The sequence below is a fragment of the Coprococcus sp. AM11-30B genome, from assembly GCF_027674365.1.
Lineage (GTDB): Bacteria > Bacillota > Clostridia > Lachnospirales > Lachnospiraceae > Allocoprococcus > Allocoprococcus comes.
In genome coordinates, this window is sequence record NZ_JAQDVB010000006.1 from 1 (window position 1) to 15670 (window position 15670).

Annotated in this window: 17 protein-coding genes; 4 read left to right on the top strand and 13 right to left on the bottom strand. The window is 35.3% G+C overall.

The window, feature by feature from the left end; genetic code table 11:
- Nucleotides 1-218 precede the first annotated feature (218 nt).
- Genes PGU50_RS04655 through PGU50_RS04670 form a run of 4 tightly spaced genes read left to right on the top strand, consistent with a single transcriptional unit; the run spans nucleotide 219 to nucleotide 4974 of the window.
- Nucleotides 219-557 carry a hypothetical protein gene (locus PGU50_RS04655; protein ID WP_118174462.1) on the top strand — a complete coding sequence of 113 codons (339 nt, stop codon included), beginning with the start codon at nucleotides 219-221 and terminating at the stop codon, nucleotides 555-557.
- Entirely contained in the window at nucleotides 547-2373 is a 1827-nt protein-coding gene (locus PGU50_RS04660; protein WP_270246230.1) for a Mu transposase C-terminal domain-containing protein, read from the top strand. Before PGU50_RS04655 ends, PGU50_RS04660 begins: the two co-directional genes overlap by 11 nt.
- Nucleotides 2357-3607 (top strand): TniB family NTP-binding protein, encoded by a 1251-nt coding sequence (locus tag PGU50_RS04665; RefSeq protein WP_270246231.1) that lies wholly within the window; start codon nucleotides 2357-2359, stop codon nucleotides 3605-3607. Before PGU50_RS04660 ends, PGU50_RS04665 begins: the two co-directional genes overlap by 17 nt.
- Nucleotides 3601-4974 carry a TniQ family protein gene (locus PGU50_RS04670; RefSeq protein WP_270246232.1) on the top strand — a complete coding sequence of 458 codons (1374 nt, stop codon included), beginning with the start codon at nucleotides 3601-3603 and terminating at the stop codon, nucleotides 4972-4974. Before PGU50_RS04665 ends, PGU50_RS04670 begins: the two co-directional genes overlap by 7 nt.
- Before the next feature lie 42 nt (nucleotides 4975-5016).
- Here the strand turns inward: PGU50_RS04670 and PGU50_RS04675 are convergent, their stop codons facing one another.
- The 13 genes from PGU50_RS04675 to PGU50_RS04735 form a co-directional block, all read right to left on the bottom strand.
- Nucleotides 5017-5517 (bottom strand): hypothetical protein, encoded by a 501-nt coding sequence (locus PGU50_RS04675; RefSeq protein ID WP_270246233.1) that lies wholly within the window; start codon nucleotides 5515-5517, stop codon nucleotides 5017-5019.
- A gap of 9 nt (nucleotides 5518-5526) precedes the next feature.
- On the bottom strand, nucleotides 5527-5985 hold the full coding sequence (locus tag PGU50_RS04680) for a hypothetical protein (RefSeq protein ID WP_270246234.1): 459 nt from the start codon (nucleotides 5983-5985) through the stop codon (nucleotides 5527-5529).
- A gap of 10 nt (nucleotides 5986-5995) precedes the next feature.
- A complete protein-coding gene (locus PGU50_RS04685) occupies nucleotides 5996-6451 on the bottom strand; it encodes a putative ABC transporter permease (protein ID WP_118174474.1) in 456 nt (151 codons plus the stop codon).
- A gap of 72 nt (nucleotides 6452-6523) precedes the next feature.
- On the bottom strand, nucleotides 6524-7138 hold the full coding sequence (locus PGU50_RS04690; RefSeq protein ID WP_118174476.1) for a hypothetical protein: 615 nt from the start codon (nucleotides 7136-7138) through the stop codon (nucleotides 6524-6526).
- A gap of 54 nt (nucleotides 7139-7192) precedes the next feature.
- Nucleotides 7193-8839: a phage tail tip lysozyme gene (locus PGU50_RS04695; RefSeq protein ID WP_270246235.1), complete on the bottom strand. Its 1647-nt coding sequence runs from the start codon at nucleotides 8837-8839 to the stop codon at nucleotides 7193-7195.
- Between the two features lie 55 nt (nucleotides 8840-8894).
- Nucleotides 8895-9284: a hypothetical protein gene (locus tag PGU50_RS04700; RefSeq protein WP_118174480.1), complete on the bottom strand. Its 390-nt coding sequence runs from the start codon at nucleotides 9282-9284 to the stop codon at nucleotides 8895-8897.
- A gap of 11 nt (nucleotides 9285-9295) precedes the next feature.
- A complete protein-coding gene (locus PGU50_RS04705) occupies nucleotides 9296-9700 on the bottom strand; it encodes a hypothetical protein (RefSeq protein WP_270246236.1) in 405 nt (134 codons plus the stop codon).
- Between the two features lie 26 nt (nucleotides 9701-9726).
- Entirely contained in the window at nucleotides 9727-10272 is a 546-nt protein-coding gene (locus PGU50_RS04710; protein ID WP_270246237.1) for a hypothetical protein, read from the bottom strand.
- A 10-nt stretch (nucleotides 10273-10282) separates the two neighbouring features.
- A complete protein-coding gene (locus PGU50_RS04715; RefSeq protein ID WP_270246238.1) occupies nucleotides 10283-10498 on the bottom strand; it encodes a hypothetical protein in 216 nt (71 codons plus the stop codon).
- Nucleotides 10461-11729 carry a reverse transcriptase domain-containing protein gene (locus tag PGU50_RS04720; protein WP_270246239.1) on the bottom strand — a complete coding sequence of 423 codons (1269 nt, stop codon included), beginning with the start codon at nucleotides 11727-11729 and terminating at the stop codon, nucleotides 10461-10463. The genes PGU50_RS04715 and PGU50_RS04720 overlap by 38 nt, the downstream gene beginning before the upstream one ends.
- A 333-nt stretch (nucleotides 11730-12062) precedes the next feature.
- The gene (locus PGU50_RS04725) at nucleotides 12063-12692 is read right to left on the bottom strand and encodes a hypothetical protein (protein ID WP_270246240.1); all 630 of its coding nucleotides are present in this window, start codon (nucleotides 12690-12692) and stop codon (nucleotides 12063-12065) included.
- Between the two features lie 87 nt (nucleotides 12693-12779).
- Nucleotides 12780-13712 carry a hypothetical protein gene (locus tag PGU50_RS04730; RefSeq protein WP_270246241.1) on the bottom strand — a complete coding sequence of 311 codons (933 nt, stop codon included), beginning with the start codon at nucleotides 13710-13712 and terminating at the stop codon, nucleotides 12780-12782.
- Between the two features lie 18 nt (nucleotides 13713-13730).
- Nucleotides 13731-15647, bottom strand: coding sequence for a DUF859 family phage minor structural protein (locus PGU50_RS04735; RefSeq protein ID WP_270246242.1), 1917 nt, complete (start codon nucleotides 15645-15647; stop codon nucleotides 13731-13733).
- Between the last annotated feature and the right edge of the window lie 23 nt (nucleotides 15648-15670).

Genomic DNA, 15670 nt, shown 5'->3' on the forward strand with positions numbered 1-15670 from the left:
TTAAAACAGAGGATAACGATTTTTACGAAAAACAGAAAAATCATGTTTGCGAAAGGATATATAGTATTTTTGTTTTACGTTTCTGGGAATATATCTTTTTGGGGAAAATGGCTTAAATCTCACATAATCGGCACTTTCGCCCCAATTTTCCCAAAAACAAAACACGTTTTTGGCAATTACTTCTGATTTTGGGAAATATTTTTGGGAAGGAGATTCATATGCGAAAAAAGAATTTCAAAGGGCGATGTGAAAAAATCACAGTCACAAAATCAAAATCAATCTGTAAAACCTACGATGATCTACAAAGAAGCTATCTCGAAAAATTAGAAGCAAATTCCGACATTCAAGAAATCCGTATGAATATCGTTTTAGACAGCTTGCCAGATTATATGTCAGACTTTGTTTGTGTTAAGAATGATGGTGGTTTAATGGTGCGAGAATGCGTATATCGGAAATTTCTCACTAAACCAATGACAGTAAAGTTATTGGACGATTCAAGGAACTATTGGCGAAATCATGGTGTAGAAGATTGGGGGTTAGTTATAGATGCAGAATAATCTTATCAAAATTCAAGATGGCACGATTTACCGTATATTACAAGAACGTGACTCAGAATGGCTTGTAATTGATTGTATTAAGCGTACTATGCCGAAATGGATAGAAAGTTTGGCTGAATTTGAAAGCGTGCCTGAAAGCGTTTTATGGGTGACTACTGGCATTTATCCGACTGACACAAACACTTTATCAACCAAAGAGAAAAAGTATATGAATGAGCATTACAGCTTGTTTGCTAGTGTTCTGGGCGTTATTGATGATGAGAAAACGAGAAGCTATATTATCCGTGAGATTGCTGAATTATATAAAGTTACTAAGCAGACAATACGCAACAATTTATGTTTATATTTAGTTTATCAAGATATTACAGTCCTGCTGCCACACAAAAAAGAAAAACGAAACTTGACCAATGATGAAAAAAATATGAGGTGGGCATTAAACAAATATTACTACACCACAAAGAAACACAGTATTTCCGATGTTTATACAATGATGCTGAAAGAGAAATACTGTGATGAAACTGGTCATCTCAAAGAAGATCATCCTTCTATTCATCAATTCCGCTATTACTTTCAGAAGACCAAGAAGCTGCAAAATTTATATATCAGTCGTGGCGGTTTAAAGGATTATCAGAAAAATCATAGACCGTTGCTTGGTGATGGTGTACAGGAATTTACCCCAAATGTAGGTTTTGGTATGTTGGATTCTACAATTTGCGATATCTACCTTGTGAATGATGCAGGGGAAGTTGTAGGAAGACCGATATTGACGGCTTGTGTAGATGGGTATAGTGGTATGTGTTTAGGTTATTCGCTTGGTTGGAAAGGTGGAATATATAGTGTTAAGGGACTAATGCTTAATATCGTTGCAGATAAAAAGGAACACTGTAAAAAATTTGGTATTGATATTGCTGATAATGTGTGGGATTGCCACCAAATGCCAGGGGTAATGATAACAGATAAAGGATCAGAATATATATCTGAAAACTTTGAACAAATCACAGAACTGGGAATAAGGTTGATTGATTTACCATCATACCGACCAGAGCTAAAAGGATCAGTCGAAAAATTCTTTGACCTTATACAGAATTCTTTCAAAACCGTGTTAAAAGGAAAAGGTGTAATAGAGCCGGATTTTCAAGAAAGGGGCGCACACGACTATCGAAAAGATGCTTGTATCACATTGGAAATATTCGAAAAAGTCTTGTTACATTGCATCATTTATTATAATAGTGGACGCATACTGGAAAATTACCCATTCACTGAAGAGATGCTTTCTGCTAACATAAAACCATTTGCTTGTGAAGTTTGGAATTATGGCAGAAACCGTAATAATGCAAACTTGATAGATGTATCTGCAGAGCAAGTTATTATGACACTGCTGCCTAGATGCATCGGCAAATTTGCCCGAAACGGCTTAAAGGTGAACGGATTACGATATAAGCACCCTAACTATACAGAAATGTATCTGAAAGGTGGGGAGGTTACTGTTGCTTATAATCCGGATTCTGTTTCTGATGTTTGGCTTATTGATAATGGTGAATATGTAAAATTTGAACTGATTGAAAGTCGATATGAACACATGAATGTGGCGAATGTTGCCTCAATAAACGATGTGAAAAAAGAAGTTATCAAACAAGCGGAAAATGAAAACAAGCAAGCAAAAATAAATTTGCTAAAAACGATTGAAGTCATAACGGCTGGATCAGTGCCAAAATCTGTCCCTATAAAGAAAATACGTGAAAACCGTACAAAGGAAGAAACTCGTACACATATTGATTTTACGAAGGGAGTAAAGAAATATGCTACAAGAAAATAAGATTATCGAATTATTACCACAAGTGTTATCGGGAGATCGTTTAATTGAAGAACTTGGGTATCTTCCAGCGTATAATGAAACAATAATAGAACAAAGTCAGGCAAGCAGATTACTGGCATTGTCGGATATATATAGGGTGTATGTGCCATCTGAAATGAGTATTGAAATATATAATAAATTATATCTGGCACTATTACTATCTATAAAAAAGAAATTCACGGCAGCAGCAGTAAAACAAAGATATGAGAATGCAAAAATGATAAAACGAATGGATTCTGTGGGAATAATCGGTGGTTCGGATTCATTCACTATTATTGGTTCATCTGGTATTGGAAAGAGTAGTGCTATAGAAAAATCCATTGGACTCTTAACAGAAAACGCCATTATACAGGATGATGAACTGATAGGGAATGTTATTCCTTGCCTGGTTGTACAGTGTCCTTTTGACAGCTCAGTAAAAAGTTTGCTTCTGGAAATTCTCAGAAAAACAGATGAGGTGCTTGAAACGAATTATTATGAGTCAGCTAAAAAATCAAGATATACGACAACAGATGTTTTAATTGGTTCGGTCAGTACGATTGCATTAAATCACATAGGACTTTTGATCGTGGACGAAATACAAAATGTGGTTAATTCTAAGAATGGGAAAAGCCTCATTGGATCACTAACACAGTTAATCAATAATAGCGGTATATCTATCTGCATGGTGGGAACACCAGAAAGTGTGCCATTCTTTGAACAGGCTATGCAGTTGGCACGTAGAAGTGTAGGGTTGAGATATGAAGCAATGGAATATGGCGATTACTTCAAATTTTTATGTCAAGTATTATGGCAGTATCAATATGTAAAAGAGTGCGTAGAACTTACAGAAGAAGTCACGTACTGGCTGTATGAGCATTGTGGGGGTGTTGTTTCTATTCTTATAACATTGCTGCATGATAGTCAGGAAATGGCAATTATGAGTGGCTATGACACCTTAGATTTGACGATATTGGAAGAAACATATAAAAGCCGGTTATCTATGTTACACGGATATATTAAGCCAAATATGGGAGCAAAAGCCAGCCAGAAAAGAAAGAAAAGGATGCCAGAAATCAGCAGTAAAATTCTTTGCATCGAAAACGAGTCCCTAATTTCAGACCTAAGTACAATCGTAAAACAGGGGGCAATGGATATTGATGAAATGATAAATAGAATGAATGTGGCATTTATGGTAGAGGTGATTGCATGTTAGGGATTGTACCAAAGTTATACGAAGATGAGCTTTTTTATTCATGGCTGTGCCGGTATTATGTGGCAAAAGGTTTTACGTCCAATTCTCATTTTATAGAGGAAGTAACCAGGAACAACAGATTGTATTTGAATAAAGAGTTTGTGCCACCATTCAAAGCAGAGTTTCGCCATGACATTGAAAAAATATTTGGTTTTGAGAATGTTATAAGAAATCATACTCTATACGGACAAGAAGCACGTTTCTATACTGAGGAAGAAATAAATAATGTGTGGGAGCTTTTGCAGACAGATTCCTTTGATATTAGAACATTATTTAGAATGCAGAAATCAAAAGAGGGGCATTCTCTTAGTTATTGCCCTTTGTGTGTTAAAGAGGAACGGGAATCTATCGGTGAATGCTACTGGCATAAATCCCACCAAATACAAGGTATAGATATCTGTTTAAAACACAGGTGTAAGCTAAAAGAATCCGAAATAAGAGTTGGTTCAAAACATAATGATATGATATCTCCGGCAGAATGGTGGTGTAATGATTCGGAAATAGAAATGGTAGAAAACACGCATTGCTTGAAATATTATAATTATGTGTGGGAAATTGCCAATGCCCCCTGTAACGGGATGGATGCAAAAAAGATTATAGCTCTGTTATACAAGAAGCTGAAAGAAAAAGGCTACCGGACACTAGGACAACGGCTTTTAGGGATTATGTCAGAAGATATGGAGCAGTATTATGAGGAAATGGGCGTATCTTATGAAATGTGTTATTCAACATTACAGACAATATTTGCAAAGTATAATTATCCGTTTATTGCCATTATCCAAACAGCGTACTTTTTAGGTGTGACAGCAGAAGAGTTACTGAATCCAGTTGTTAGTGATTTTGATATTGCAGATGAGGAATGTAGCCACTATGTCAGTGACCGTAATAATACAAATATCAATCGTGATCTGATGGATCGAAATTATCTGAAATCTGTTAAAAGAGAATGTGAGTTGATATATAGTGGTCATTATCATGCAAAAGGAAGACCGATGAAGGTGTCTGCACTTAAAGTATGCAAGAGAGTTGGAATTACACATACTTTGATTAAGTTTATGCCACTTTGCAAGGCTTGTATTGATGAATATGCAGAAACGGATGACGAATATCATGCGAGGATTATTGTGTGGGCTTATAGAAAATTGAAAGCAGAAAAAACGGACGGTGAAATAATTCGTGTGTCAGAAATTCATAAACTTACAAGTGAATGGAAGGAAAATATCATAAGAGCATTGCCATATATGGCGAAATTTGCGGATCAAGAAATGATAAATGAGATAGATGCATTAGCGAGAGAGAAGCATTGGCATAGAAATTTAGTGGACTAAAGCGTAAAAAATAGGCTGTAGAATATTCTACAGCCTTAAAATTTATTCACACATTATACTAAAATATACCTGTCCACTATATGAACCGGCAGATGCAGAATGTGGATCAACATCTACTTCCGTATTAAAAGTAGTAATCTGTCCGTCTGGACTAGAACCAAATTGTGCAATTATGTTGTTTCCAGAATTACATCGGTTTCCAGTCTTATCAACGAAGAAAACATTTATTGTTTTAGAAGAATCATTATCATTGTGAAGTTGAATTGTACCATTAGAATCAAGACCTTCAATTCTTACATAGATTGACTTCTCTGGCGAGATATTAGTTTCCATAGCATAGATTTCAGATTCAGTTCCGACATTGATAGTCTCTGGAATCTGTACATAGAAATAATCGTCTACCGTATATGTAAGTGTGGAACTTCCAAACTGAGGTTCTGCAGCTTGCACGACCATTGGTGTTTGAATTGGACTAACCAATAACATCAGAGATGTAAGAATACATGCAATATTCATTTTAACTTTCTTTACAAAATTTCTCATATCTTTCACCTAATAAACATATAAAGTAAATGCAATATTACATCCGTTTAATTCTACACCATCTTTGTAGCATCTTATTGTAAAAGTGCATTCTTCATAAGTCCCTTTTTCTAATTCTTTATTGAGTTGTATATCGTATAATCCGTAACTGGGTTGAATATTTTCTTCTGACCATAGAACAGAACCATCCGGCATTAAGATACTAAAATCCATACTACAAGTATTTGTATCTGGATTATATAAATTGATTTTCTGATTGGTTGAATTCGCTTCAAATGAGATTTTTGTGAATCCAGGAATAGCAATAGAAGACTGCTCATAGTCAGTCTCTATAGTTTGCTTTCCATTCCATAAAATACCATTACTTTCTCTTTTATCATTCCGACCAAACAGAAAAAGTAATGGCAAAATAATCACCAATGCAATAACCGCAACAGCTATCACATATTTCTTCTTGAACTTTTTCATTTACTTTCTCCTATTTTTCTTTGAACTGTATGATTGTACGTCCGAACAGTTTATAGTATGGTGCTGGTTCTTCATCAAAGACATAATAATTTATTGAATCCGCAACGATTATTGCCAAAAAAGAAAGAACTATCCATAGCAGCATAAACGGTACACAGATAATTCCTTTATAATTGAGTGGCAAATTTGAATAGTCCCACATTACAGGTAACAAATCCGTATTCAAGAAAATGTTCCCTATAATCAATTCAAGTGCCGTAACCATTGACATGCCTATCACGCACTGTAATAGAATATCAACATCCCATGATATATGATCGTTGATTTTATCCAACACAACAACTACTAAACCGGCACAAACACCCATGAGAGGGTATGAATATCCTCTAAACAATACTTCTATAGTGATATACAGGCAGAAGCCAACAATAAATAAAATTACATTTTTATATACTTTTTTACTCATTTATACTTCTCCTTATTAAGATAAAAAAATAGAGCGGATGTCAAATTTCCGCTCTATTAAACAGATATGCAATTAAATATTATATCCACGCACATCTTCAACAAATGAGTGATTTTTCATATGGGTTTCATAAGCATCCATAATGATATGATATGCAATATCAATCTCACCATTTGTCAGATTATTGTCTTTGATAATATCCTCATACTCTTTGTACAGCTTGAATACACGGGTAAATTCCTCTCTCGTAACAGAACTGTTTTCGTCAACAACTTTCGATGCAAAAGCAATAACAGTATTTCGCTTATTCTCTATGAGTAGAGACAGAGTATCGGCATTATTTTTATCTAGTTTCTTATCAAATTCCTTAATCCATTTATCATTTTCTTTCAGACTCTCATTTACACTTTTAATCCAATTATCTCTCATACGAATATTATCCGTATCGTAATGAGATTTGAATTCATTGAGTGACTGCTGAACTTCCCTTAATGTTTCAGGAACTTGACGTAGGATTTCCCTTTCTTGCTTTTTGCGAGAAAAGTATTTACGAATTTTCACAAACTCAGGAACAACCTTTCCTTGCACTTCCATCAATTCACCGACAACTTGCGTTATCAAGAACAATGCAACAATGGAGAGTGCAACCTTTGTTGGAACATTCAAATATTCTATATATTCAATCAATTTCTTCACTCCATACTAGATGGTGGCAGAAAACCCACCACCATCATAGCTTTCTTATTGTTTTTTCAAATACTGGCTTGAAACATATCCAGTGTATGTCTTGTAGGCAACATAGTACCATTTCACACCACCAGATACATTGTAATAGCCATAGCACTTCACTGTACCACCACTAGGAATAGCAAGGATTTTACCTTTTGAAGTTCCTGCACCAAGTCTCAGATTCAGACCATCACTTGAAGTTACTTTGTAAGTTCCGGCGATTGCTTTATTGAAGTTCTGTGCCCCCTCAACCTTTGAGCTTGATGTAGCTGGTGAACTAGCGGAAGCAGAAGTGCTTCTTACATATGAACTATGTACGAAACCATATTTTCCGTTATACTTAATATAATACCAAGTAGATCCGTCTTTCGCTTTTACAGAATCACACACATCAACAGAAACATTCGCTTTAAGCGGACTAAATGAACATGTAGCATTTTCTGTACCAGCCCATTTTCTTACATTCAGTTCTGTGATAGTAGTACCTTTCCATTTAACTGTACTATTCAATTTTGTTGAAGTAGAAGTTGTAGGTTTGGAAGGGGTGGAAGGTGTAGACGGAGTAGAAGATGTTGCTTTTGAAGAATATTTCGGTGCGATAAAGCCACGAATATATCTCTGATTAACAACAAGGTTTCTTTTCTTTACTGTGTTAGAATAATTTCCTTCAATTACTACAAATGAATTGCCGGAAACACTGTACACAATACCAACATGATCGGCAGAACCCATATTGTCACCAACACCATTATCCTGCCAGTCGTAGAGAATAACATCTCCGACCTTTGGAATATAGGCATCATTCTCAATCCAGATTCCGGCGTTTTTCGCTTTTGTAATCATGTTGTTACATGAGCATTCAACACATGGGAAAATACTTGTCAAACCACATGCGATAAATGCAGCAGAAACAGCAGTAGCACACCAAGCATCATTTACTGTCATGGTATATCGTGTGCAAAGTCTACTGTTATTGAAGATAGAAAGAATTTCTCTATGTTTAGCAGAGCCTTCAGCACAACCAAGATAGCTGTCAAGCCAAGTAGCAACTTTACGTCTTAATTCGCTTTCAGTCATAGTGTTACCTCCTAATGATGATACGCCATTTATTTTGGCGTATTTATTGTAATAATTTTGTCCGTAACTAGCACGTTTCTCCTGAACAGAAGTACCCATGTTTGCTGGTACTTCAAATTTCTTCAATACAATGTCAGATGCTTCACGGACAGATTTTGCATTTTTCAAAACGGACATTACAGATTTATAAGAACCATTCAACTCTGTTAATAAAAATTCCAAACAGTTTTCTTCGTCTGCAATGGAAACGCCTTTAGCTTTTGCGGAATCATATAATCCGGCTTTTCTATTGGTACTTGTCCATTGAGCAATTGAATAGCCGTATACTTTGCCTGGAAGTGGATTTAAGAATTCAGCTCTGCTAATCTTTCCACTGTCAACATCAGCAGTATAAGTGGCATCCGTATAGGTTTTTCCGTTCTCTTTTAATCGCTTCAAACAAAGCATTTCTACACGATTAAAAATGAGTCCAGATTCAGCGTAGAGATTACCCATTAAACCAGCCACGCCAAATTTGTTCCCGATTTTTTCATAAAGATAATTCCATATTCTTTCCTCTACAGAATTTCCATGTAAACTCATAATTTACTCCTTATAAAAAAGAGAGTGGTTATCAGCCACCCTCAATCAACAGTTCTTATTCAGTTTTAGAATCTTCTGTGTTTGTCGCAACGATTTCTCTCAATGTTTTAAGAGATTCTTTGATTTGATTATCAATCCATTCTGTCAAAGCAGTCTGATCCTTAACCTTTGAAAGAATAGGATATTTTCTATAAATCTCTTCGATAACCTGTGAACGTTTAATAGAACCAGCAGCATTCCAATCTTCCCATTCACATTCTGCATCAGAAATCATTTTCAAGATTGTTTCCTGAATCTGAGATTTTGCGATTTTTATTTTTTCGTCATCTGACTTAGAGAAAAAATCAACAGTTTTTCTCACAATTCCGGCAACACAACCAAGACAAACAAGAATTGTAATCCAGTTGTCATTTAACAACTGCAAAAAGTTCTGTACTCCCTGCATAACGCTTCCTCCTAACCTTGTGTAGAACTATCAGATGCACCAACACCATTATTTACGTCTGATAATCCATGCTCCAACATCGCCATGTCGTATGTAATGCCACCTTTGGTATTCTGAGCTGTGGCTTTTTTTGCATATATATAATAGGTAATTACTTGACCAGCAATATCAGTAATTAAAACACCCAGGCAAGATAAATCTGCAAAATTCCACATGCTTATCATAGAATACACAAGGATTACATTTAATATAATGAACAGATAAATTGCGATTAACTTATCTGTTGTTGGTTTTTTTATATTGATAGACACTTTTTTCTTTTCATCTTTTAATTTGTTATATCTATCAATTGATTCATTCCTACGTTGAATCACTCTCATTTTTGAGTTAAATTCTCGTTCACTTATATATTTCATAACGAACACCTTGTCACTCGTTTATTTTAGCTTGTTTGTGCATATAATGCTTTTAATACTTCAGATTGATATTCCTTTGGTATGACCATGCCATATTCAACATTACATACGCTATTTAGATCAGTCATACTTTGAATATAATCCCTTAAAGAATTAAAATAAGTTACTTGAAATTCTATGCAATTCTCCATTTTAGTATTGATTGTCACAATATCGTCCTTTGAATAAAATTTACAAGGTTCACCATCTGCATGATAAGGAAGAACAGTAACACCAGCATTTGCCCTATCATTAAGTTTAGAAATCTTTAATTGATCGGAAACTTCTAAACTAAAATGGTGCTTTTGATTATCAGATAGTGTTATGTCAAATCCTTGCACAATTATTTCATTACAAACAATACTCATTTCAGCAATTTTTGCTTCTTTTACAGCATCAATGTTTTCATCTGTTATTATTCCAAGTTTAATAAGTTCATTGACAACAGAACTTTTTATTTTATCAGGAACATCATCTAAATTTTTTTCTCCATTTTTAACAAGGTTAGTCCAAAAATTTGTTAATTGAATCATATAATCCCTCCTATAATAAAGAACTCATTTCGATAATGCAGCGTTTCATTTTTTCCATTTCTGTCATTTCCCGAATGATAAATCTTGTATGACCGTCTTCTTGCCAAATATTTGTACATATCATATCGGCATAGTCAACGCCACCTATATTAACTGTTGTTAAATTGTTATCAGACAAAAGTTCCATATTAACCACATCGTCTGTTATATAATTGTTTCCATTCATTGTGGCGTGAATCTCTGTTTTGTCTGCGAGGATAATATTGTAAATAGTATTTTCCATCTATAAAACCTCCAAATAAATCAAAATAAAGAAGATTCAAATTATCTCGTTGTATTTTACTCATTAAATGAGCATGACCGCCCATCCATGCACGAAACATATTCTCAACTTCTTCTTGTGTACGTTCTCCACGTATAACTTTTAGACTAAGTTTCTTTAATTTTCGCCTCATATCAACAATTCTTCTTGGATTTATTTTTCTAATAACCCTACCAGTATCGGTAAGAGAATATGTGATTTGCAGAAATTTATAGTAATCTGATAATTTTACGATTCTTGTCTTTTTGCGATTGAGAGTCATACCTAATTCTTTTGCTTTTTCTGCAATTTCTATTTCAAGCTGTACTAAAAATTCTCTGTCACGGTGGATAACATAACTGTCATCCATATACCTTCCATAAAATTTCTGACTTTTTACAATTTTTACAAAATTATCTACAGGTGTTGGATAAAAGATACCTATAATTTGAGAACATTGATCCCCAATATTTACAGATTTGCGCATATACTTTTCGCCAGTATGAGCAGATTTAGGAATTTTCAATCTATATTCAGTTGAATTAAATGGAACATTCATACAATTTGAAAATTCTTCATCATTCATATACGAAACATCAATTTTAAAATTATCAAAAATCTGTTGTAACAACCAAAGAGAAAATTCATCATTCACATGCTTGGCAATTTCTCGATAAGCTATATCATGTGGAATATTATCGTAAAACTTACTATAATCCATCAATAAAATATATCCGTCATTACCATACATTCGATAATATTTATGTAAATGTTCTTCAAAGCGTTTTCGACTAAAATCAATGCCTTTACCCTTAAGAGAAGCACCATTATCATAAATAAGATAATCTATGAGAGATGGAGATAAAACGTTATCACAAAGAGAATGACGAATTACTCTGTCAGACATTTGTAGTCCTGTAATTGGTCGAACTTTACCACGTTCATTGATAATAAATTCAGAAGATGGTTTTGAATGATATTCTCTATTCTTTAACAAATCCTTGGTTGATACAATATTAGGCAAAAAGTCAATTCCATACTTTTGTACTTGTGGTTTCCAATCAGAATCTTTCTTGGCTGCGAGAAATGCAGAATATAATGAGTTCAAATCATATACAATATTATCTACATTGTCTTGAGCATTTTCTTTATTCATTTCATAATCTTTTCTTTCATAATCATATTTATTTATATTTGACGTATATAGCAATCAGTCGTAACGAATTGCATCGTCTTTATCTTTTTGCGTATTATATAGCACACGCAAGGACAACTTCTCCTTTCTTCGTTTCCTGTATCTGCATATAGCATAGTTAAACAGGCAGAAGAAATCGGGCGAACACCATTAGAATTAGAGGCGTTGTTGTTGTTCGCATTACCGTTGTTGTTCACATTAGCGAAGTTAGTCGCACTCCTCACACCACGAAGCCAATAGTTGAAGCGACAAAACAGTACATAAACATGTAGAAGTAGCCCTAATAAAACAGAATTATGAGGTTGATAAATCAGGTGTTATGATAGTCACCCATAATTCTTTTAACAAATTATAAGATTTACGCAACTTACTTTCAGTAAGCTGCCCAGTTAATTCTTTCTCAAGAATCTTCTTACGAACCTTATTATCAGATTTACGCCATCCTTTAATAAGTTGTTGTTCATGAACAATCATTTTTGTGATTGTCTCATATTTTTCTATGTTTACATGAAGAGTAGTAATAACATACTGCAATTCCTGGATCAAATTTTCACAATATCCAATTGCTAAATCTTGGTGAAGTCTACGTTCATCGCATTCACAAAGATGTTGCGGATATATTTCATTTGCAAGAAATATTTCATGAATCATATTTCTGCACAAATTTAATATTGATTTTTGTTCATCTGGTATGAACCATTCAATGAACGCTTCATAGCGTTCCTTATTCTTTGCTACAGATTTATCATAACCATCCTTTTGTTGTTGACTCCATTTACTGTATGTTTCTGGTTTAGGCTTTTCAACGTATTCTTTTAATCCAAATTTACGAAGTGCTAAATCAGTTATTACAGTTCTAATTTTATATGCATAATGTTCAACTTCAAAAGGAGAGGGCTTTTGATTAGCTTTTAATACAGACATTTTAATCTCCTTCGATTTGTAGCTGTAACACCACCCACCTAAAGGTGGATGGGATTACAGATATTGTTTTATATTTCCGTCAACATCTTAATTAACGAAGAAGAGCGGGCGAACACCAAGAGAATAAGAGGCGTCGGTGGTGTTCGCACAACCGGCGTTGGTCACAAAAGCGAAGGTAGTCGCACTCCTCACACCACGAAGCCAATAGTTGAAGCGACGGTGAATGTATTCTGGTGCTAATGTAAACAATGGAAGCTGAGAGTTAATACATCCAACTTCATAACCACTGTTAGCCCATACTTTAGTTCCATATACCATTACTTCTGACATCAGTTCAACTTTACAGTCGTACCACGCCCAACCCGAAGATTGTCCGTCAGCAGTAGCATTCGGTAAAACATCTCTGTATGATATAACATGAGAAGATCCAAAATCATTTACAATTTTCTGAGTAGCTTGTGCAAGATTTGATGTTCTCATATCGGAATTTGCGTATGCACCGGTTGTTGTATTTGCAGCAGAGCCTTCCGTGTACTGACCGCTATCTGTATTGTGCATCTGTGCGTTATATAATGCAGAATCGGGAACAAGGCACATGTTATTACCAATTGACACATTATCACCACAATTTTTAATAATGTTAAAACCAGCAATTCGGTAAACAGTACCATTGATCGTCAGATAATCTCCAACATATAAATCATCAAAAGTTCCATTTTGAATAGCTTTTGACATAGCCGAAGTATAAGAAGTCCCAAGATTCTTGCCTCTGAAAATAGAATTGTGACCAGCAGCACTGTTTCCTACAGAACTTTTATAAAGTTCATTAACAGCCATTGGTAACGTTTTTGTACCTTGATCGAGTCCATAAGTTTTTGAAGACAATTTGTTTAAAATTGTTGTTGCGAGATTCGCCAAAGTGATACCCTTAGTCCCATTTGCGCCATCGACAGCGATGACATCAGAATCGGAAGGAGTGGTAACACTAGAAAGATCTTTTATTCGAGTCGTATTTGCCATAGTATATTTCCTCCATTTTTATATACCAAGTATCTTTTCGATATTTTTTAAGCGTTCATCATACGCTTGCAATTTCATCTCATCGTAAAGCAATCTGACAATTAAAAAATGAGTATACTCAATACAGTAATACTCATCTTCATCATCAGGATTAAGTTTTCTTGTATCTAACATAAGTAACTTATCAGCTACTCCATACCGTTGAAATGATCGTTGTAAATCTTGTGCCAAAATACCGACACATAATAAATCATGATCGTAACCTGGCGCAGACATTCTAAATTGTTTAAATGGTACTTCACCAACTGCATTTATGATATTTCGTGCAATTGGTTCGATATCACGCTTCATTCTTTGATCGGAAAGTGAACCACTCCATGTCCCGTCAAGAAATCCTTTTCCATTTTCGGCTTTGATATGTATACCATCGGAATTTGCGTAGATACGCCCACGTTTTCCTTGAGTTCCATTATTATTGTAATACCAATCAGACCATCCATATCCACCGGGCGTATTTTCATTCATTAGATTTACACCTTTAAAAATACGCATTAGCATAGCGCAATCAAAACCAGAGCGATTAGCGGTTTTTCCAAACGCAATACCATCACCACCAGCTTTATAATCCATAGTTGCGAAGCCGTTTGATAATGTCATTGTGGCTGTGGCTTCACGACCTGCTTTATCTCGAATGACAATTCTGATATCATATGCTTCAGTGTCCGAAACAGCGATAACACGAATATCATTAAGAGATAAGGAACTTGTACTGATATCTAGGTTTGTCCAAGCGGATTGCCCTGCAATTCTGTATTGTAGGACAGGAGTGAGCGTGTTGCCGGATATACTGCTTACAGAACCTTTGGCAACGATTTTAGCATGATCTCCAGTATCGTCTGATACGAAATTACTGGTAGTTGTTCCAGTACCACGAGATGCTGTGATAGAAGCGGATGGGAGACTATAATCAACTACCGTAACATCTAATGCAACAAATGCAGAACGACCTCTACTATCGGTAGCAGATACTTTGACAACTTTTGTTCCTGTCTTTGTAAACGCATCGAATGTATATTCCGTTCCGCTTGATGCTGTTTTATCTGACATATCAGTAACGGATATCTTCAGTGTTTTTATGGATGACCCGTACACACCAGAAGCAGTAGGTTTTACCTTAACTCCAGAAAGCAACTTCGCATAACATCCAAACGTATTATTCGTATTGGAAAGCGATGCAATATTGCATGTAGGAACTACGGATGCCGGGAGATAAGCAGTAACTGACACAGTTTTCGTACCAATCTTTGTGCTTCCATTCATCGTATCAACAGTGAATGTTAATGTTCCGCTTGTCGCATTCGGTATCTGACCAGCATATTTTGCTATCGTAAATCCATTCCATACGACATTATCCACACAAGAGTTCGTTACTACTTCTGACTTATTTCCGAATGTAGCTGTTACCTTATGTGTAAAGTTCGCTTTCTTGTTCATATGTATGGTTATTTGATCGCCAATGTTTACCGAAGATACGCTTGAAGGCCAGTTGTTTACAGAGGGCTGCGATGCTCTTGGTATGGTGTCAAGAGACCAGCTACCACTTCCGTTTCCAGTACCATCTGCGTAATAGTAAATAGCACTAGAAATACTTGCTGAAAAAGATTGCGTACCATTACTGTTATGACTAACAGTAACAGATCCACTACACAGCTTTCCTTTATATTGTTTCCATCGACCAGTGTTGTTATAAACTATGTTCCCGGCAACAACTACCTTACATGGTCCAGTCATATACCATCCAGCACTACCTCCTATAGCTTCGACAGTATAAGAGATTGTAGATGTATTTGCGCCAACATTTTGTGAAGCAGTCCAGCTGAATTTCCAGCATCTTCCTTCGTATCCACTGGTCGTAAAACTTCCGCTTAAAGCCATACAATACCACCTCCTTTATGGCT